At 57.3% G+C, this 18,573-nt stretch carries 20 protein-coding genes; 8 read left to right on the top strand and 12 right to left on the bottom strand.

The window, feature by feature from the left end:
- Window positions 1–21: 21 nt before the first annotated feature.
- Complete coding sequence (gene thiI / locus HP564_RS09360) at window positions 22–1,470, bottom strand: tRNA uracil 4-sulfurtransferase ThiI (RefSeq protein WP_371242349.1); 1,449 nt, start codon at window positions 1,468–1,470, stop codon at window positions 22–24.
- Window positions 1,471–1,701: 231 nt separating this feature from the next.
- On the opposite strand from thiI, the gene xseB reads away from it, so the two are divergent.
- The 4 genes from xseB (at window position 1,702) to HP564_RS09340 (ending at window position 5,764) form a co-directional block, all read left to right on the top strand.
- Window positions 1,702–1,944, top strand: a complete 243-nt coding sequence (gene xseB, locus HP564_RS09355; RefSeq protein WP_371242347.1) for an exodeoxyribonuclease VII small subunit — start codon at window positions 1,702–1,704, stop codon at window positions 1,942–1,944.
- Window positions 1,944–2,843, top strand: coding sequence for a (2E,6E)-farnesyl diphosphate synthase (gene ispA / locus HP564_RS09350; protein WP_371242345.1), 900 nt, complete (start codon window positions 1,944–1,946; stop codon window positions 2,841–2,843). Before xseB ends, ispA begins: the two co-directional genes overlap by 1 nt.
- Before the next feature lie 19 nt (window positions 2,844–2,862).
- Window positions 2,863–4,728, top strand: coding sequence for a 1-deoxy-D-xylulose-5-phosphate synthase (dxs, locus tag HP564_RS09345; protein ID WP_371242343.1), 1,866 nt, complete (start codon window positions 2,863–2,865; stop codon window positions 4,726–4,728).
- 61 nt (window positions 4,729–4,789) lie between these two features.
- A complete protein-coding gene (locus tag HP564_RS09340) occupies window positions 4,790–5,764 on the top strand; it encodes an aldo/keto reductase (protein ID WP_371242341.1) in 975 nt (324 codons plus the stop codon).
- A gap of 156 nt (window positions 5,765–5,920) precedes the next feature.
- Here the strand turns inward: HP564_RS09340 and pgpA are convergent, their stop codons facing one another.
- The 6 genes from pgpA to nrdR form a co-directional block, all read right to left on the bottom strand.
- Entirely contained in the window at window positions 5,921–6,418 is a 498-nt protein-coding gene (gene pgpA / locus HP564_RS09335) for a phosphatidylglycerophosphatase A (protein WP_371242339.1), read from the bottom strand.
- Window positions 6,405–7,382, bottom strand: coding sequence for a thiamine-phosphate kinase (gene thiL / locus HP564_RS09330; protein WP_371242337.1), 978 nt, complete (start codon window positions 7,380–7,382; stop codon window positions 6,405–6,407). Before thiL ends, pgpA begins: the two co-directional genes overlap by 14 nt.
- Window positions 7,383–7,432: 50 nt before the next feature.
- A complete protein-coding gene (nusB, locus tag HP564_RS09325) occupies window positions 7,433–7,852 on the bottom strand; it encodes a transcription antitermination factor NusB (RefSeq protein WP_371242335.1) in 420 nt (139 codons plus the stop codon).
- A gap of 19 nt (window positions 7,853–7,871) precedes the next feature.
- Window positions 7,872–8,342, bottom strand: coding sequence for a 6,7-dimethyl-8-ribityllumazine synthase (gene ribE / locus HP564_RS09320; RefSeq protein WP_123798819.1), 471 nt, complete (start codon window positions 8,340–8,342; stop codon window positions 7,872–7,874).
- Window positions 8,343–8,431: 89 nt separating this feature from the next.
- The gene (gene ribD, locus HP564_RS09315; protein ID WP_371242333.1) at window positions 8,432–9,535 is read right to left on the bottom strand and encodes a bifunctional diaminohydroxyphosphoribosylaminopyrimidine deaminase/5-amino-6-(5-phosphoribosylamino)uracil reductase RibD; all 1,104 of its coding nucleotides are present in this window, start codon (window positions 9,533–9,535) and stop codon (window positions 8,432–8,434) included.
- A gap of 2 nt (window positions 9,536–9,537) precedes the next feature.
- The gene (gene nrdR, locus HP564_RS09310; RefSeq protein ID WP_120451265.1) at window positions 9,538–9,987 is read right to left on the bottom strand and encodes a transcriptional regulator NrdR; all 450 of its coding nucleotides are present in this window, start codon (window positions 9,985–9,987) and stop codon (window positions 9,538–9,540) included.
- 175 nt (window positions 9,988–10,162) lie between these two features.
- Between nrdR and lysM the strand changes: the two genes are divergently transcribed.
- Both lysM and HP564_RS09300 read left to right on the top strand, forming a co-directional pair.
- Window positions 10,163–10,600 (top strand): peptidoglycan-binding protein LysM, encoded by a 438-nt coding sequence (gene lysM / locus HP564_RS09305; RefSeq protein ID WP_371242330.1) that lies wholly within the window; start codon window positions 10,163–10,165, stop codon window positions 10,598–10,600.
- A 17-nt stretch (window positions 10,601–10,617) separates the two neighbouring features.
- Window positions 10,618–11,178 carry a DUF3251 domain-containing protein gene (locus HP564_RS09300; RefSeq protein ID WP_371242328.1) on the top strand — a complete coding sequence of 187 codons (561 nt, stop codon included), beginning with the start codon at window positions 10,618–10,620 and terminating at the stop codon, window positions 11,176–11,178.
- 54 nt (window positions 11,179–11,232) lie between these two features.
- Here the strand turns inward: HP564_RS09300 and secF are convergent, their stop codons facing one another.
- The 5 genes from secF to queA all read right to left on the bottom strand — a co-directional run bounded on the left by secF (window position 11,233) and on the right by queA (window position 16,714).
- Window positions 11,233–12,201 (bottom strand): protein translocase subunit SecF, encoded by a 969-nt coding sequence (gene secF, locus HP564_RS09295; RefSeq protein ID WP_371242326.1) that lies wholly within the window; start codon window positions 12,199–12,201, stop codon window positions 11,233–11,235.
- Between the two features lie 10 nt (window positions 12,202–12,211).
- Window positions 12,212–14,059 carry a protein translocase subunit SecD gene (gene secD, locus HP564_RS09290; protein ID WP_371242324.1) on the bottom strand — a complete coding sequence of 616 codons (1,848 nt, stop codon included), beginning with the start codon at window positions 14,057–14,059 and terminating at the stop codon, window positions 12,212–12,214.
- A gap of 25 nt (window positions 14,060–14,084) precedes the next feature.
- A complete protein-coding gene (gene yajC, locus HP564_RS09285; RefSeq protein WP_031374695.1) occupies window positions 14,085–14,417 on the bottom strand; it encodes a preprotein translocase subunit YajC in 333 nt (110 codons plus the stop codon).
- Window positions 14,418–14,442: 25 nt separating this feature from the next.
- Window positions 14,443–15,567, bottom strand: a complete 1,125-nt coding sequence (gene tgt, locus HP564_RS09280) for a tRNA guanosine(34) transglycosylase Tgt (RefSeq protein WP_371242321.1) — start codon at window positions 15,565–15,567, stop codon at window positions 14,443–14,445.
- A gap of 76 nt (window positions 15,568–15,643) precedes the next feature.
- Window positions 15,644–16,714 carry a tRNA preQ1(34) S-adenosylmethionine ribosyltransferase-isomerase QueA gene (queA, locus tag HP564_RS09275; protein WP_371242319.1) on the bottom strand — a complete coding sequence of 357 codons (1,071 nt, stop codon included), beginning with the start codon at window positions 16,712–16,714 and terminating at the stop codon, window positions 15,644–15,646.
- Between the two features lie 105 nt (window positions 16,715–16,819).
- On the opposite strand from queA, the gene HP564_RS09270 reads away from it, so the two are divergent.
- Entirely contained in the window at window positions 16,820–17,401 is a 582-nt protein-coding gene (locus HP564_RS09270; protein WP_371242317.1) for an ACP phosphodiesterase, read from the top strand.
- A gap of 129 nt (window positions 17,402–17,530) precedes the next feature.
- Window positions 17,531–18,352 carry an inositol monophosphatase gene (locus HP564_RS09265; protein ID WP_371242315.1) on the top strand — a complete coding sequence of 274 codons (822 nt, stop codon included), beginning with the start codon at window positions 17,531–17,533 and terminating at the stop codon, window positions 18,350–18,352.
- The last annotated feature ends 221 nt before the right edge of the window (window positions 18,353–18,573 follow it).

Genomic DNA, 18,573 nt, shown 5'->3' with positions numbered 1-18,573 from the left:
GCACTGGCGCAGCCTTTTGGTTTACGGTCGATAGACCTTCACATTTTTAAAGCCCTGCTCGTGCAGATAGAGCGCCTGCAGCTTGCTCATTACGCCACGATCGCAGTAGAGCAGCCAGGTTTTGCTCTGATCGAGATCGCCGAACTGGGTGCTGAGCTTATAAAACGGCAGCGATTTCACCTCGGTACCGGCCAACGCCAGCGGCTTCTCTTCCTGCTCATCGATCGCGCGAATATCCAGTACCACATCCTGCGCGCCAAACGAATCAACCGTTTCGACTTCTACTACCTCTTCTTCCGCCTCAACAGCGATGTCGCGGATATCAACGTTGCTCGCCTCTTCCACAACGCGCTGCAGGATAGCGAAGTCAAAATTCTGCTCTTCCGCCTCAATTTTCGCCTTAACCGCTTTTACCGTCGGGCTTTTTGAAATGACGCCGCAATATTCCGGCATGGTGCGGGCAAAATCTTCGGTGCCGATCTCGCGCGCCACTTTGATGATGTGCTCTTTATCGTGCGAGATCAGCGGACGCAGGATAAGAGTGTCAGAGGCGTTATCTATCAGGCGCAGGTTGGTCAGGGTCTGGCTGGAAACCTGACCCAGCGCTTCACCGGTTACCAGCGCCTGCACGCCGTAGCGCTCCGCAACCATAGAAGCCGCACGCACCATCATGCGTTTCAGCACGACGCCCATCTGGCCGTCGTCTACCTTTTCCAGAATCTCGCCCACTACCGGCTCAAAGTTAATCGCCACAAAACGCACGCGATGCGAGCGACCAAAGCGATCCCAGATATAGTGTGCTACCTGACGCACGCCAATTTCATGCGCCGCGCCGCCAAGATTAAAGAAGCAGTAGTGCACGCGGCAGCCGCGACGCAGCAGCATGTAGCTGGAGACGCCAGAGTCAAAGCCGCCGGAGATTAGCGACATCACATCTTCCTGAGTCCCAATCGGGAAGCCGCCCAGTCCCTCGTAGCGTCCGGTGATCAGCAGCAGCCGATCGTCGTCAATTTCAAGATGAACAGTGACGTCAGGCTTGTTGAGCTGCACTTTTGCGCTGGCGATATGCTGATTCAGACCACCGCCCACGTAGCGCTCTACGTCTTGCGAGCTAAACTCATGTTTACCGCGGCGCTTAACGCGCACGCAGAAGGTTTTGTTTTGCAGGCTGTCGCCGTAGAGCGCCAGCGTCTGCTCAAAAATATTGTGCACGTCGGTATAGGCTCGATCTTCGACCGACAGCACATGATGAATACCGGGAATGCGGGTAAGCTCATCAACAATCACGCCGCGCAGCCCTTCGTCTTTTGAACGGACTTCGATGTGATCCCAATGGCGCACCACGGCGATATCCTCGCCAACGGTTTTCAGTACGTTGCGGATATTGCTGGTGAGGATTTTAATAAAGCGCAGTCGCACCGACTGACTTTTGATGGTGATTTCGGGAAATAACTTGATGATAAACTTCATGGCGACACGAATTCGTTGGGCAAATAAGTGCGAGCGCGCGGTAGTTAGCTGGTAAAATCACAGATATTGCAGGCTAAAGGGCGCATCCGCATCCGAGGCGCGAGAGTATATCATCTTTATCAGATAACTGCTTCTGCAACCGCAGTCACATTGATTATTTTGCTAATCAAACGCTCTCCGCTACCATGACCGATTACTTGTTAAAGATTTACACGTGAGCCGACACTGAATATGCCGAAAAAAGCCGAACAGCCCGCTAGTTTTGAAACCTCCTTACAGCAGCTGGAACAGATCGTCAGCCGACTGGAAAGCGGCGAGCTGCCGCTGGAAGAGGCGCTGAATGCGTTTGAGCGCGGTGTCCAGCTGGCACGCACCGGCCAGCAAACCTTACAACAGGCCGAGCAGCGCGTACGCATTCTGCTCAGCGATGATAAAGACGCCGATTTGAGCACCTTCACGCCGGAAAACAGTTAATGGATTTCATTCACCTGCTGAGCGTCTACCCGGAACGCGTAAACGCTGCGCTGTCGCGCTTTTTAGATCCCCTGCCCTTTCAGAGTTCTCCTCTGGTCAGCGCAATGCGCTATGGGGCACTTTTGGGTGGCAAACGTCTGCGCCCCTTTCTGGTCTACGCCACAGGCGAAATGCTCAACGCAAATCCGGCAAGCCTTGATGCGCCTGCCGCCGCCGTTGAATGCATTCACGCCTACTCTCTGATACATGACGACCTGCCAGCAATGGATGATGATGCGCTGCGTCGCGGTCAGCCAACCTGCCATATAAAATATGGTGAAGATACGGCGATTCTGGCGGGGGATGCGCTGCAAACGCAGGCATTCTCGATTCTCGCCGATGAGCCGATGCCGGGCGTCAGCGACGCAGATCGCATTGCGATGATAAGCGAACTGGCGCGCGCCAGCGGCGTGGCGGGCATGTGCGGGGGACAGGCGCTCGATTTAGCGGCCGAAGGCCAGCGCGTCGGCCTGCAACAGCTGGAGCAGATCCATCGTCATAAAACCGGCGCGCTGATCCGCACGGCTATTCGTCTTGGTGCTCTTGCGGCTGGCGAGCGCGGACGCGCTGCGCTACCGGCGCTGGATCGCTATGCTGATGCTATCGGCCTCGCGTTTCAGGTACAGGACGATATTCTGGATGTCGTCGGCGATAGCGCGGTAACCGGTAAAAAACAGGGTGCCGACCAGGAACTGGATAAAAGTACTTATCCATCGCTGCTGGGGCTGGATAACGCCCGTGCAAAAGCCAGGGAGCTTCACCAGCAGGCGCTGAGCGCGCTGGACATTCTTGCGGCGCAATCGTTAGACACCACAGCATTGCAGGCGCTGGCAAGCTTCGTAATTGAACGCGACAAATAACTTCCATAATGAGTCTCTGATGAGTTTTGATATTGCTAAATACCCGACACTGGCGCAGGCAAGCACCGTTGAGGAGCTGCGTTCTCTTCCGAAAGAGTCGCTTCCGGCGCTGTGCGACGAGCTGCGTCAATACCTGCTGGACAGCGTCAGCCGCTCCAGCGGCCACTTCGCCTCGGGTCTGGGCGTGGTCGAGTTGACCGTTGCGCTGCATTACGTTTACAACACGCCGTTCGACCATCTGGTATGGGACGTGGGTCATCAGGCCTATCCGCATAAAATTCTGACCGGCCGCCGCGATCGCATCGGCACCATCCGCCAGAAAAACGGCCTGCATCCCTTCCCGTGGCGCGGCGAGAGTGAGTATGACGTGCTGAGCGTCGGCCACTCATCGACCTCCATCAGCGCCGGGCTGGGAATGGCAGCAGCAGCAGAGCGCGAAGGCAAGGGCCGCCGTACCGCCTGTATTATCGGCGACGGCGCAATCACGGCGGGTATGGCGTTTGAGGCAATGAACCACGCGGGCGATATCAAGCCCGACATGCTGGTCATTCTCAATGACAACGAGATGTCGATCTCGGAGAACGTCGGGGCACTGAACAACCGCCTGGCGCAAATCCTCTCCGGCAAAACCTATTCACGCCTGCGTGAGGGGGGTAAACGCGTACTGGGAGGGTTACCGCCGATCAAAGAGCTGGTCAAACGCACCGAAGAACACCTGAAAGGCATGGTGGTTCCAGGCACGCTGTTTGAGGAGCTGGGCTTTAATTACATCGGCCCGGTCGACGGCCATGACGTGCTGACACTGGTCACCACGTTAACCAATATGCGCAGCCTGAAAGGGCCACAGTTCCTGCACATCATGACTAAAAAGGGCAAAGGCTATGCCCCGGCGGAAGAAGATCCGATCACCTGGCATGCGGTGCCGAAGTTCGATCCCGCCAGCGGTGCGCTGCCTAAAAGCGCCGAAGGTCTGCCTGGCTACTCCAAAATTTTTGGCAACTGGCTGTGCGAAATGGCGCAGGATGATGCCAGACTGATGGCCGTTACGCCGGCTATGCGCGAAGGCTCCGGCATGGTGGAGTTCTCTCGCCGCTTTCCGTCACAGTATTTCGACGTAGCGATTGCCGAGCAACATGCGGTGACCTTTGCTGCAGGCATGGCCATTGGCGGCTACAAGCCGATTGTGGCGATCTACTCGACCTTTTTGCAGCGCGCCTACGATCAGGTGATCCATGACGTGGCGATTCAGAAACTGCCGGTGCTGTTTGCCATCGATCGCGGCGGTATTGTGGGGGCTGACGGCCAGACGCATCAGGGCGCATTCGATCTCGCCTTCCTGCGCTGCGTGCCGGAGATGGTGATCATGACGCCAAGCGATGAAAACGAATGCCGTCAGATGCTCTATACCGGCTATCACTATCAGGATGGCCCGAGTGCGGTGCGCTATCCGCGCGGCAGTGCGGTTGGCGTTGAGTTGACTCCGCTGCAAAGTCTGCCGCTGGGCAAAGGCGTGGTTAAGCGTCGGGGCGAAAAGCTCGCCATTCTCAACTTTGGCACGCTGTTGCCTGCGGCAGCGGAAGCGGCGGAAGCGCTCAATGCCACGCTGGTTGATATGCGCTTTGTGAAGCCGCTGGATGAGGCGTTGATTGCCGAGCTGGCGCAGAGCCACGAGTCGCTGGTCACGCTGGAAGAAGGCGCTATCAAAGGCGGGGCTGGCAGCGGCGTCAATGAGACGATCATGGCGAAGCGCCTGCGCGTGCCGGTACTCAATCTGGGCCTGCCGGATGAATTTATCCCGCAGGGTACGCAGGATGAGGTGCGCCACGACTATCAGCTGGACGCGCAAGGTATTCAGCAGCAGATCCGCGACTGGCTCGCGGTGTAAATCCCCTGCCCCTCTCTCCTGCTATGCTTAACCGATTGTTTAATGCATAGCAGGAGCTTTCATGAAAACCACCCCGTTAGGCAACACCGACCTCAACGTTTCCCGCCTCTGTCTCGGCTGTATGACCTTTGGCGAGCCGGATCGCGGCCGTCACGCCTGGACGCTGCCAGAAGCAAGCAGCCGTCCGCTGATCCAGCAGGCGCTGGAGGCAGGCATTAATTTTTTCGACACGGCCAACAGCTATTCTGACGGCAGCAGTGAAGAGATCGTCGGTCGTGCGTTAAAGCAGCTTGCCCGTCGCGAAGAGGTTGTGGTTGCCACCAAAGTCTATTTCCCGCTCAGCAACCTGTCACAGGGGCTGTCACGTAAAAATATTATGCAGTCGATCGACGACAGCCTGAAGCGCCTGGATATGGAGTATGTCGATCTACTACAAATCCACCGCTGGGATTATGAAACGCCGCTGGAGGAGACGCTGGAGGCGTTAAGCGATGTGGTGAAGGCGGGGAAAGCGCGCTATATCGGGGCTTCCTCAATGCATGCCTGGCAGTTCGCTAAAGCGGTCTATACCCAACGCCAGCATGGCTGGGCGCAGTTTGTCAGCATGCAGGATCAGTACAACCTGATTCAGCGCGAAGAGGAGCGTGAGATGCACCCGCTTTGCCTGGCGGAAGGTATTGCGGTACTGCCATGGAGCCCGCTGGCACGCGGTCGCCTGACTCGTCCATGGGGCGAAACCACCGCACGTTCTGTCTCTGATGAATATGGCAAAACGCTCTACAACACAACAGAAGAGAACGATGCGGCGATTGCGCAGCGCGTAGAGGCGATCGCCGCAGATAAAGGCGTAAGCCGCGCCCAGGTGGCGCTGGCCTGGCTGTTGCACAAGCCTGCCGTTACCGCACCGATTATTGGTGCCTCACGTGCCGAGCAACTGGCGGATCTGGTGAAAGCCGTTGAGGTGGAACTGAGTACTGAGGAGATAGCCGAGCTGGAAACGGTTTATCAGCCGCATCCGGTGGTAGGCTTCGAATAACGTACGCTTGCAGGCCGTACCCTGTCGCCTGTAGCAGGTGGCAGGGTCGAGCAAAGCGTCCCGCGCCAGTGATGGTGCGGGACGAGCGAGCAAGGATACCTTAAGCGACCTTGCGATCGCCCCATGCCACTGGCGTGGGCATGACGGGGCAACAATTCAGGTGCTCAGCCACACCCCTGCCGCATAGAGCAGCGCCGCTGAGATCACCCCGGCAATAATATCGTCCACCATAATCCCCATGCCGCCGTGCACATTGCGGTCAAACCAGCGAATCGGCCAGGGTTTCCACATATCGAAAATGCGGAACAGCACAAAACCGGCCGCGACCCACTGCCAGGTATTGACCGGAATGGCCATCAGCGTAATCCACATGCCGATAAATTCATCCCAGACGATACTGCCGTGGTCGTGTACGCCCATATCTTTTGCCGTGCGGTGACAAATATAGACCCCGGTACTGATACCAAGCAGCACAATCAGCGAGTAAATATCCTGCGGCAGCTGCGCCATTAGCCACCAGAACGGGATCGCCGCCAGTGACCCCATAGTGCCAGGCACATAGGGGCTCAAGCCACTACCCAGTCCCGTAGCAAGCAGGTGCCACGGATTGCTCATACGCAGGCGACTTTTCGCCACATCCTTATTTCGTGTCAAAGTGATCAAAACCCTTATGGCTAAATGTGACCGGCCTGCCCTGCTCAAGCAGCGTAACGCCTTCTGCCTCGGGCACCAGCTGGCCGATACAGGTAAAGGGCACGCCATAATGGCCCAGCGCAACGTCCAGCGCCCCGCGGTTCATCTCCGGCACGGTAAAGCAGAGCTCATAATCCTCGCCGCCGCTCAGGGCCCAGCGCATGACCTGTTCAGGCGTAAAGTGGTCACGCAGCGCGGGCGACAGCGGCAGTGCATCAATATTGAGTCGGGCGCCGCAACCGCTGGCTTTTAGAATATGGCCGAGATCGGAGATCAAGCCGTCAGAGAGATCGATCGCCGCCGAGGCCAGCGAGCGCAGCGCCTGACCCTGCAGAATGCGCGGCATCGGGCGCAGGTGGCGCTTGATCAGCGCTTCATGCACGGCCGGATCGCTGATGCGGTGACGATGCTGCAACAGTGCCAGCCCCGCCGCGCTGTCGCCCAGCGTCCCGGTCACATAGATCCAGTCACCCGGCTTCGCCCCAGAGCGCTTCAGCGCCCGCCCCTGCGGCACCAGGCCATGAATGCCCAGCGTCAGGCTCAGCGGACCGCGCGTGGTATCGCCGCCCACCAGCTGCATATCGTAATACTCCAGCAGCTCAAACAGGCTTTCGCTAAAGGCGGCCAGCCAGCTTTCGTCCACCTCTGGCAGCGTCAGCGCCAGCGTCAACCATGCGGGGTCGGCACCCATGGCCGCCAGATCGCTGAGGTTGACCGCCAGTGCCTTATAGCCGAGATCGGCCGGGTGGATATCACGTAAAAAGTGGACGCCCGCCACCAGCGTATCGGTGCTGATCGCCAGCGTCTGTTTCTCCGGCACGCTCATCAGCGCACAGTCGTCACCAATACCGGTTTCAACATCCCGGCGGCTGCGCGTTTTGCGATTGAAGTAGCGTGCGATAAGTTCGAATTCGCCACAGGACATGGTTGCATTCCGCTTACAGATGAAAAAAGGCCGGCAAGCCGGCCTTTTATTTATTTGCGATTGGGTCGAATTTGTGGAGCAGCTTTATCCAGTACGCCGTTGACAAATTTATGACTGTCTTCAGCGCCGAACACTTTCGCCAGCTCAATGCCTTCGTTGATGGCCACTTTATAGGGCACATCACTGCGCTTGCTCAGTTCATACAGCGAAATACGCAGGATCGCTTTTTCTACCTGACCCAGCTCTTCGAGCTGGCGCGACAGATAAGGTTTCATCAGCCCATCCAGGTATGCGCTGTTGGTCGCCACACCGGACAGCAGTTCGCGGAAATAGGTAATGTCGACGTCTTTGACGTCTTGTTCCGCCAGAAACTGGTATTCCACATCGGCAATGTCGTTGTTGGACAACTGCCAGGAGTAAAGCGCCTGGACAGCGCACTCGCGGGCGCGGCGACGAGCAGCAGGTTTCACAAAATTCCCCTTACAAAAATCAGGCTTTGATGGCTTTCAATACGTTAATCATTTCGAGTGCGGTCAGTGCCGCTTCGGCACCTTTGTTACCCGCTTTAGTACCGGCACGCTCAATAGCCTGCTCGATGTTTTCAGTGGTCAGCACGCCGAAGGTTACCGGGATTTCGCTGGTCATCGCCACACTGGCGATACCAGAACTGGCTTCACCAGCGACATATTCAAAGTGTGCGGTACCGCCGCGGATCACGGTGCCCAGCGCCACGATGGCGTCGTGCTTACCGCTATTGGCCAGCGCGCGGGCTGCCAGCGGCAGTTCGTACGCGCCAGGCACCCAGACGACGGTGATGTTTTCATCTTTCACCTGACCGATACGCTTCAGCGCATCGATCGCACCGTCCAGCAGGCTGTCGTTGATGAAGTTGTTAAAACGCGCGATGACGATGGCAACATTGGCCTCAGGCGTGGCAACAGCAGCTTCGATAACTTTCATACTTATCCTTTCAGGGTTTTGTTATGGCCCCGCAGGGGGGCGGATTCTATCATACTCTTTGGCGGCGTGCTCTCGCTTTTCCGCCCCGCTCAGCGCGGCGTCAGCGTGAGACGCAGATCGGGCCCGACCTGGCGCACGTCGCTAAACGAAAAGGCTGGCGCATCAGCCAGTTGCTCTAAACCGGGCAGATGGCACAGGCCGCGCGCGGTATCCCCGAGCAGCGTAGGGGCGAGATAGACGATCAGCTCATCAACGACGCCCGCCTGTAGCAGCGCACCGGCCAGCGATGCGCCCGCTTCAACCCACAGGCTATTCACCTGGCGCTTGCCCAGCAGCATCATCATCGCCACCAGGTCGAGCTGTTCACCGCGCGCCGGTACAGCAATCTGCGTGACGCTCTCCGGCCAGGCCTGCTCATCCGGCGTGGCGCGCATCAGCCAGGTTTCTCCTGGCTGTGCAATCGCTTTATGCTGCGGCGTGACGCGGTTCTGACTGTCAACAATCACGCGCAGCGGCTGGCGCAGCGTTGCTTCATCCAGCAGCGACTGCGTTTCACCATCCAGCTCAGCCCAGCGCACCGTCAGCGATGGATTGTCTACCAGCACGGTGGCGCTGCTGCTGAGAATAGCGGAACTCTGCGCGCGCAGACGCTGTACGTCTCGCCGCGCCGCAGAGGAGGTGATCCACTGGCTTTCGCCGCTGGCCATCGCGGTACGGCCATCCAGCGATGCGCCGAGTTTGAGCTGCACCCAGGGGAAACCGGTACGCATTCGTTTCAGAAAGCCACGATTCAGGGCTTCCGCGTCCGCCATCATCAGGCCATGGCTCACCGCAATGCCCGCCTGCTGCAACCGATAAAGACCGCGTCCGGCGACCTGCGGGTTCGGATCCTGCATCGCGGCGACAACGCGGCTGACGCCTGCGGCGATCAGCGCGTCGCAGCAGGGTGGCGTGCGGCCATGATGGCTACAGGGCTCCAGCGTGACGTAGGCGGTTGCGCCGTGCGCCTTCTCGCCTGCCATGCGCAGCGCATGCACCTCTGCGTGCGGCTCGCCCGCTCGCTGATGCCAGCCTTCACCCACAACCTCACCGTCGCGCACAATCACACAGCCCACGTTCGGGTTAGGCGTGGTGGTAAAACGGCCGCGCCGCGCCAGCTCCAGCGCACGCGCCATATAGCGTTCATCGGTCATCGTTAATCCTGTAACTTCGCGATCTCGGCACCGAAATCCCGGATATCTTCAAAGCTGCGGTAAACCGAGGCGAAGCGAATGTAGGCTACCTTATCAAGCTTTTTCAGCTCATCCATCACCAGATTGCCGATCAGCTTGCTGGGGATCTCCCGTTCGCCGGTAGCACGCAGCTGGGTTTTGATATGGTTTACCGCGCTTTCAACTGCATCCGCGCTTACCGGGCGCTTCTCCAGCGCCTTCATCATGCCGCTGCTGAGCTTGTCTTCATTAAAGGGCTCACGCACGTCATTGCTTTTCACTACCCGCGGCATGACCAGTTCTGCCACTTCGAACGTGGTGAAACGTTCATGGCACACCAGACACTGACGACGACGGCGCACGGACGATCCTTCACTAACCAGACGTGAATCAATGACTTTCGTGTCCACAGCAGAGCAAAATGGGCAGTGCATGACGTTTCCTGACGCTAAATAAGTGGGCCCTACAGTGTAGCGCGAATGCATTGTCAACAAAATGTATAAGCGTGCCTTTGCACATTTGGTCAAAGCAGGAGACCTGCCGAGAAAGTGACTATGCTTATCAGTGTCGTCAGAAAGGCGACTTACACCACGATAATCTGGAGGATATATGGGTTTGTTTAACTTTGTAAAAGAGGCGGGCGAAAAACTGTGGGATGCGGTATCCGGCCATGATGATCCAAGCAAAAAACTCAAAGATCACATCGACAAGCTGGGCTTACCGGACAGCGACAAAGTCAACGTGGCGGTAAACGGCGACACCGTAACAGTGAGCGGTGACGGCATTTCTCAGGAGCTGAAAGAGAAGATTTTGGTGGCGGCCGGTAACGTCGCGGGCATCACCAAAGTTGATGACCAGGTTAACGTGGCCGACAGCGCGCCCGAAGCGGAATTCTACACCGTAAAAAGCGGCGACACCCTGAGCGCCATTTCAAAAACGGTTTATGGTAACGCTAATGAGTACAACAAAATTTTCGAAGCGAATAAGCCGATGCTGACGCACCCCGATAAAATCTACCCAGGCCAGGTATTGCGTATTCCTAAATAAGCGACAAGGATGATTTTATGATCAGGATGGTTTGGGCTCCGCTGGCGTGTGCCGTTGCGCTGTTAAGCGGCTGTGCTTCTCCACCGGCTAACCCGAAGGTAAAGCAACTGCATCAGGAAGTAAGCCAGCTGAATCAGGAGATGCGTCACCTGACCACTCAGGCGAGCGCCATCGAGATTCAGGGGCAGCTTAACAGCCACTCAACGCAGGGTGCGTGGCTGGTGCCACAGGCCAATACGCCCGTTGCGCTACAAACCCAGCTCGGCACGCTACGGCTGTCGCTGACGCGTCTTGCTGCGGAGGCGAGCGGCGCACGCGCTAACCTCACCATCAGCGCGACGGGTAGTGAGGCCATTCCTGCGCTACACGCACGCGTTGCGTGGGGCGAACGCGATCCCGCCACTGGCAAACCGCTGGAAGCCAGTAGTCTGAGCCAGACCATTGAGGTGCCTGCGTCGTTGCTGCCGCGCACCACGGTGACGGTGCCGCTGCGGCTGAGTGGATTCACACCGGAACAGCTTGGCTTTGTGCGCGTGCATGACGTCACGGGCGACGCGCCTGCTGCACCTGTACAGTAACCGCGAAACAAAAAGGGCTGCCCCATGGCAGCCCTTTTTTTATCACCGAATGTATTACGGCAGAATGGAAGGCTGATCGGCGCCCTCTTTCTCTACTTTCTGCACCAGCATATGCTCGCGCTTCATGCCCAGCTTCAGCGCCAGCGCAGAAGAGACATAAATCGACGAGACGGTACCAATAGAGACACCAATCAGCATGGTCAGCGAGAAGCCTTTCAGCAGCGCGCCACCAAAGATGAACAGGATCAGGATCATCGCCAGCGTGGTCAGCGAGGTGATCAAGGTACGGCTCAGCGTCTGGGTCAGCGACACGTTGGTGATATCGTAAGAGGAGCCGCGACGGATCTTGCGGAAGTTCTCACGAATACGGTCGGAAACCACGATTTTATCGTTGAGCGAGTAGCCAATCACCGACATCAGCGAGGCCACAATCGTCAGGTCAATCTCGATATGCGCCAGCGACAGAATGCCGCAGGTGATGATCACGTCGTGCGCCAGCGCCAGCACGGTACCGAGCGCCAGGCGCCACTCAAAGCGGATGCCGATATAGATCAGGATCGCAATCAGTGCCGCCAGCAGCGCCATCGCACCCGCCTGTGCCAGATCGTTGCCCACGCTCGGGCCAACGAACTCAATGCGCTTTACGGTCGCGTTCTGCTGCGTGGTCTGATTGATGATGGTGATGATCTTGTTGCCCAGCTCCTGGCCGGCCGGACCGTCCATCGGTGCCATGCGCACCATGACGTCACGGCTGCTGCCAAAGTTCTGCACGATCGGATCGGCATAGCCCGCTTTTTCCAGCCCGTCACGCAGCGTATCCAGCTCAGCCGGTTTCTCCAGGCTGATCTCAATCACCGTACCGCCGGTAAAATCGAGCCCCCAGTTAAAACCGCGTACTGAGATCATCGCAATGGACGCGACGATCAGCAGGCCGGAGATGATAAACGCCAGCGTGTCCCAGCGCATAAAGTCGACGACTTTACGCCCGTGATTCAGCTGTTCAATATTGTATTCCTGTGCCACAACGCACTCCTCAGATAGACAGCTTGTTGACGCGTTTGCCGCCGTACACCAGGTTCACGATGGCACGCGTTCCAACGATCGCGGTAAACATCGAGGTGGCGATACCAATGGCAGTGGTAATCGCAAAGCCTTTAATTGAACCCGTACCAACCGCATACAGGATGACGACTTTGATCAGCGTCGTAACGTTAGCATCGACGATACTCGAGAAGGCACCTTTATACCCCTCATGGATCGCCTGCTGCACGGAACGTCCGTTTCTCAGCTCTTCCTTAATACGTTCGTTGATCAGTACGTTCGCATCTACCGCTACCGCCAGCGTCAGCACAATACCGGCAATACCCGGCATGGTCAGCGTAGCGCCCGGCAGCAGCGACATGATGCCGACAATCAGCACCAGGTTGCAGAGCAGCGCGCTGGTAGCAATCAGGCCGAACTTTTTATAGAACACGACCATGAACAGAATTGAGGCAATCAGCCCCCACAGACAGGCTTCAAGCCCCTGCGTGATATTCTGTGCACCCATGGTCGGGCCAATGGTGCGCTCTTCCACGATCTGAATCGGCGCAATCAGCGCGCCCGCACGCAGCAGCAGCGACAGCTGACGCGCTTCGTTCGGGTTGTTGATGCCGGTAATACGGAAGCTGTTGCCGAGGCGAGACTGGATATTGGCGACGTTAATCACCTCTTCCTGCTTCACCAGCACCGCGCGACCGTTGGCGTCTTTCTTACCGCTGTCTTTGTACTCCACAAACAGGGTCGCCATCGGCTTGCCAATATTGTCCTTGGTGAAGTTAGACATGATGTTACCGCCCGCGCCGTCCAGTGAAATATTCACCTGCGGCTGGTTGTACTCATCCATGCTCGACGTCGAGTCGGTGATATGGTCACCGGTCAGGATCACACGCTTGTAGAGCACGACGGGCTGGCCATCACGCGTTTTCTTCACTTCCGAGTCGCCCGGCACGCGGCCATTGGCAGCGGCAGTCGGATCGGCCGTGGTGTTAACCAGACGGAACTCCAGGGTAGCGGTTGCACCGAGGATCTCTTTGGCGCGCGCGGTATCCTGAATACCCGGCAGTTCGACCACGATGCGGTCTGCTCCCTGACGCTGCACCAGCGGTTCTGCGACGCCAAGCTGGTTAACACGGTTGCGCAGAATAGTAATGTTCTGCTGAACAGCATATTCACGCGCTTCGCTGAGGCGCGCGTCGCTCATCACCGCACGCAACGCATCGCTACCGCTGGAGGAGATCACCATGTCGCGATGACGCGTGGTCAGCCAGCTGATCGCCTGATCGCGGCTGTTAGCATCGCGGAAACGGATTTCCACGCCATAGTTAGCGATTTTGTTAACGTTGGTATAGGGAATATTTTTTTCACGCAGGTCGCTGCGCAGGCTGTCGGCATTCTGCTCTTGCAGTTTGCTCAGCGCAGTGTCCATATCCACTTCCATCAGGAAGTGCACGCCACCGCGCAGATCCAGACCGAGCTTCATGGGTTCCGCCGCCAGCATACTCAGCCAGCGCGGCGTTGCCGGTGCCAGGTTGAGCGCCACTACGAAATCTTCGCCCAGCTTGTTGACGATCGCCTCACGGGCACGCAGCTGCACGTCCGTATTGGCAAAGCGCGCCAGGATGGCGCCATTTTCCAGCGCGAGGGATTTGCTCTGGATATTTTCTTGTTTTAACAGGCTCTGAATCTGATCCAACGTTTGCTCACTGGCGGCGCCGCCGCGCGCGCCAGTGATCTGAACGGCCGGATCCTCACCATACAGGTTGGGAAGCGCGTAGAGCAGGCCGACGAGGATAACGACGACCAGCATGACGTACTTCCACAAAGGATAACGATTTAACACGGCAGTTCCCTTAGGGAAGTAAAAATTACAGCGCCTTCATCGTACCTTTCGGCAGGACGGCAGCCACGAAATCACGTTTGATAACCACTTCGTTTGTCTCGTTCAGGGCGATAGAAACATAGCCCGTGTCAGACACTTTAGTGACGCGGCCAACCAGGCCACCGCTGGTCAGGACTTCGTCACCCTTGGAGATGGAATCCATCAGCTTTTTGTGCTCTTTTGCACGCTTCTGCTGCGGACGCAGGATCATGAAGTAAAAAATCAGGCCAAATACTACCAGCATGATCACCAGAGAATACGGACTTCCCTGCGACGGTGCACCTGCGGCAGCCACGGCGTCAGAAATGAAAAAGCTCATTTAATTTCCCTCATTGATAAAATTATCAGACGTTTAACGGCGGAACCGCTTTGCCCGTCCGTTGGTAGAACTCGCTAACAAAGCGCTCCAATTTACCCTCTTCAATAGCCTGGCGTAAACCAGCCATCAGGCGCTGGTAGTAGCGCAGGTTATGAATGGTATTCAGGCGCGCGCCGAGTATTTCGTTACAGCGATCAAGATGATGCAAGTAGGCGCGGCTGTAATTGCGACAGGTGTAGCAATCACACTCTGCATCCAGCGGCGAGGTGTCATCTTTGTGCTTCGCGTTGCGGATTTTCACCACGCCGTCAGTTACAAACAGATGGCCGTTACGCGCGTTACGCGTCGGCATCACGCAGTCGAACATATCGACGCCGCGACGAACGCCTTCAACTAAATCTTCCGGCTTGCCGACGCCCATCAGATAACGGGGTTTATCCTGCGGAATTTGCGGACAAACGTGCTCCAGGATGCGATGCATATCCTCTTTTGGCTCGCCGACCGCCAGGCCGCCCACAGCGTACCCATCAAAGCCAATCTCCACCAGACCTTTGACGGAGACATCACGTAAATCTTCGTAAACAGAGCCCTGAATAATGCCGAACAGCGCATTCTTATTACCCAGGCTGTCGAAACGATCACGGCTGCGTTTTGCCCAGCGCAGCGACATCTCCATAGAACGCTTCGCGTAGTCCCAGTCGGCCGGATAAGGAGTGCATTCGTCAAAGATCATCACAATATCCGATCCCAGATCGTACTGGATCTCCATCGATTTTTCGGGATCGAGGAAAATGGGATCGCCGTTGATCGGATTGCGGAAATGCACGCCCGCTTCGGTGATCTTACGAATATCACCGAGGCTGAACACCTGAAAGCCGCCGGAGTCGGTCAGAATCGGGCCTTTCCACTGCATAAAATCGTGCAAATCGCCGTGCAGCTTCATGATCTCCTGACCAGGTCGCAGCCAGAGATGGAAGGTGTTGCCGAGAATAATCTGCGCGCCGGTATCCTGTACCTCTTCCGGCGTCATGCCTTTAACCGTGCCGTAGGTGCCAACCGGCATAAATGCAGGCGTTTCTACTACACCGCGATCGAAAATCAGACGGCCACGGCGGGCGCGACCATCTGTGGTATCAAGTTCAAACTTCACAAAACCTCCATCAGAGAAACAGTCTGATGCGATAATTAAACAGGCAGTTTACGGCGCAGCCATAAACCGGACGTCATCAGGCACCCACTTTCTCCTGCGGTGCCTGCGGATTCTTGGTGATATACATCGCGTCGCCATAGCTGAAGAAGCGATATTGTTCGGTCACAGCGGCCTGGTAGGCCGCCATGGTGTGCTGATAACCGGCAAAGGCCGATACCAGCATAATCAGGGTCGATTCCGGCAGGTGGAAATTGGTAATCAGCGCATCGATCACCTGATACTCATAGCCCGGATAGATAAAGATCTGCGTGTCGTCGAAGAAGGGAGCAATCAGCGCCGTCTGGCTCGCCTGGGCAGCGCTCTCCAGCGAACGAACCGAGGTTGTGCCAACGGCCACCACTTTATTGCCGCGCGCCTTACACGCCAGCACTGCATCCACGACCTCCTGCGGCACTTCCGCATATTCAGAGTGCATCACGTGCTCTTCGATGCTGTCGACGCGGACCGGCTGAAAAGTGCCTGCCCCTACGTGCAGCGTTACAAACGCCATTTCAACGCCTTTTTCCCGCAGCGCCGCCAGCAGCGGTTCGTCAAAGTGAAGACCGGCCGTCGGTGCCGCAACGGCGCCAGGCCGTGCGCTGTAAACCGTTTGGTAAAGCTCGCGGTCCGCCTCTTCATCAGGACGATCGATGTAGGGCGGCAGCGGCATATGGCCAACGCTGTTAAGAATATCCAGCACCGCACGCTCATCACTAAACGCAATCTCAAACAGCGTGTCGTGACGCGCCACCATCGTCGCCCTGACGCTTTCATCGTCACCCAGCAGCAGTTCCGCGCCCGGCTTCGGCGCTTTAGAGGCGCGCACGTGCGCCAGCACGCGCTTATCATCCAGCATGCGCTCGACCAGCATTTCAATTTTGCCGCCGCTCGCCTTGCGTCCGAACACGCGCGCCGGGATCACCCGCGTATTGTTAAATACCAGCAGATCGCCGGGATTCAGCTTTTCCAGCACGTCGGTAAATACGCCGTGCGTCAGCTGCCCGCTCGGCCCGTCCAGCGACAGTAAGCGACAACCGCTACGCTGCGCCTGCGGATAGTGGGCGATTAAAGATTCAGGCAACTCAAAAGAAAAATCGGCGACACGCATGGCTACTTTCTTATCTCTGACGAAAAACAGGCGGCACAGTTTAGCGGAAAAGCGGCGAATTCTGAACAACTGGCTGCGCATCCGCACTTCTGGCTATAATGCAGCATGAACTTTCTCGCCCATCTCCACCTTGCTCATCTCGCCGAAAGCTCGCTGCCGGGCAATTTGCTGGCCGATTTTGTGCGCGGAAATCCGCATGAACACTGGCCTGCGCCGGTCGCTGACGGCATTCTGATGCACCGCCGACTGGATGTGATGACCGATAACCTGCCTGAAGTGCAGGAGGCGCGTCCCCTTTTTCGCCCTGAAACGCGGCGCGTGGCGCCCATCACTCTTGATGTCATCTGGGATCACTTTCTTGCCCGACACTGGCAGACCTTTAGCCCCGATATCACGCTGGCGGATTTTTCACGCTTTGCCGAGCAGAGTATCGCACCGCATCTGGCCGGCACGCCAGACAGCTTTCAGGCGCTGAACGCCGTGATGTGGCGTGAGCGCTGGTTTGAACATTACGCTGAACCGACGCGGCTGGCGCGCGTGCTCAACGGTATGGCGCAGCGTCGCCCGCGCCTGGCCGCACTGCGTGACTCCTATCACGATTTTACCGCACATTATGATCGGCTGGAGGCGCTGTTTTTTTGCTTCTATCCGCGTCTGATGGCACTGGCACGCAGCAAAACGCTGTGACTTACGGGTCGCTTGCCAGCGCCTTGCATTTACGGCTTAATGAAACCCTTCTTAACAATGGCACGCCATCAGCTCGCCATTTCTGGTGAATGATCGCTTCAGCCAGGTGAAAAATCATAAGAGGGAAAGATGTCATCCGCTTCGCAAACCGAAACAGACGCGCGTTACCACTACGCCTGTGAAATTGCCCGCGCGGCAGCCAGCCGCGCCTGGTCATGGTATCAACAGCGTCAGCAGCTGGTGGTTGAACACAAGCGCGATTTACAGGATGTGGTCAGCGAGGCGGATCGCAACGTTGAAGATCTGATTAAGACGCTGATTGCCGAACGTTTTCCGGACGACGCGGTGCTGGGCGAAGAGAGCGGCGGTGAGGCGGAGGGCGCAGCCTGGGTCTGGGTCGTTGACCCTATTGACGGCACCACCTGCTTTCTCAACGGCCTGCATAACTGGTGCGTTTCGCTTGCCGTGCTATGCAACGGTGAGCCAGTGATTGGCATCGTGTGCGATCCCGGCCATCAGGAGCTATTCCATGCGCGCGCAGGTAAGGGAGCCTGGGTTAACGACACGCGGCTACAGGTCCATCGCGCGCAGCATCTCAGTGAAGGGGTGCTGGGTCTGAGTAACTCCAGCCGGACGCCGGCAGCGCATATTTCCAGCCTGATTCAGGGCCTGCTTGAACAAGGCGGTATGTTTATTCGCACTGGCTCCGGTGCCCTTACCACAGCCTGGGCAGCTGCGGGCCGACTGATCGGCTACTATGAGGCACATATGAACCCCTGGGACAGCCTGCCGGGTATTGTGCTGATGCGTGAAGCGGGCGGCATCACCAACGACTATCTCGCTAACGATGGCCTGAAGAACGGCAATCCGGTGCTGCTGGCGAACCCTGCTATCTATGCACAAATTAATGCGTTGCTCGGTGCGAATGCCCTTGCCGACACCGCAGGTTGACCTGACGCGGCGCGGCCCGCGGCAGGAGCACCCCCTGGCGCGCTGACAAGCTGCAAATGCATGGGACAGGTAACAAGCGCACCTCTGAGATGGGGTGCGCGACGTCGCGAAGATGGTCAGCGATATCGCCATTGTCCCCTGCTACCTTCCTCTTACCCTCGCTGATGACGAGCCTGCTTGCTACAGTCTTGCTAAAGCGTTGCCTTTATATCCATAACTGA

The sequence above is a fragment of the Pantoea sp. KPR_PJ genome, from assembly GCF_041386365.1.
Taxonomy (GTDB): domain Bacteria; phylum Pseudomonadota; class Gammaproteobacteria; order Enterobacterales; family Enterobacteriaceae; genus Pantoea.
The sequence above is the reverse complement of the archived record's forward strand: the minus strand, read 5'-3'. Positions and strand labels throughout refer to the sequence as shown.

What these genes read in the sequence shown, in the direction of transcription:
- ribE (WP_123798819.1), bottom strand. Translation starts at nt 8,342, where the DNA reads ATGAAAGTTATCGAAGCTGCTGTTGCCACGCCTGAGGCCAATGTTGCC.
- thiL (WP_371242337.1), bottom strand. Translation starts at nt 7,382, where the DNA reads ATGTCCTGTGGCGAATTCGAACTTATCGCACGCTACTTCAATCGCAAA.
- queA (WP_371242319.1), bottom strand. Translation starts at nt 16,714, where the DNA reads ATGCGTGTCGCCGATTTTTCTTTTGAGTTGCCTGAATCTTTAATCGCC.
- nrdR (WP_120451265.1), bottom strand. Translation starts at nt 9,987, where the DNA reads ATGCACTGCCCATTTTGCTCTGCTGTGGACACGAAAGTCATTGATTCA.
- HP564_RS09270 (WP_371242317.1), top strand. Translation starts at nt 16,820, where the DNA reads ATGAACTTTCTCGCCCATCTCCACCTTGCTCATCTCGCCGAAAGCTCG.
- ribD (WP_371242333.1), bottom strand. Translation starts at nt 9,535, where the DNA reads ATGACCGATGAACGCTATATGGCGCGTGCGCTGGAGCTGGCGCGGCGC.
- lysM (WP_371242330.1), top strand. Translation starts at nt 10,163, where the DNA reads ATGGGTTTGTTTAACTTTGTAAAAGAGGCGGGCGAAAAACTGTGGGAT.
- HP564_RS09340 (WP_371242341.1), top strand. Translation starts at nt 4,790, where the DNA reads ATGAAAACCACCCCGTTAGGCAACACCGACCTCAACGTTTCCCGCCTC.
- thiI (WP_371242349.1), bottom strand. Translation starts at nt 1,470, where the DNA reads ATGAAGTTTATCATCAAGTTATTTCCCGAAATCACCATCAAAAGTCAG.
- dxs (WP_371242343.1), top strand. Translation starts at nt 2,863, where the DNA reads ATGAGTTTTGATATTGCTAAATACCCGACACTGGCGCAGGCAAGCACC.
- HP564_RS09265 (WP_371242315.1), top strand. Translation starts at nt 17,531, where the DNA reads ATGTCATCCGCTTCGCAAACCGAAACAGACGCGCGTTACCACTACGCC.
- HP564_RS09300 (WP_371242328.1), top strand. Translation starts at nt 10,618, where the DNA reads ATGATCAGGATGGTTTGGGCTCCGCTGGCGTGTGCCGTTGCGCTGTTA.
- xseB (WP_371242347.1), top strand. Translation starts at nt 1,702, where the DNA reads ATGCCGAAAAAAGCCGAACAGCCCGCTAGTTTTGAAACCTCCTTACAG.
- ispA (WP_371242345.1), top strand. Translation starts at nt 1,944, where the DNA reads ATGGATTTCATTCACCTGCTGAGCGTCTACCCGGAACGCGTAAACGCT.
- yajC (WP_031374695.1), bottom strand. Translation starts at nt 14,417, where the DNA reads ATGAGCTTTTTCATTTCTGACGCCGTGGCTGCCGCAGGTGCACCGTCG.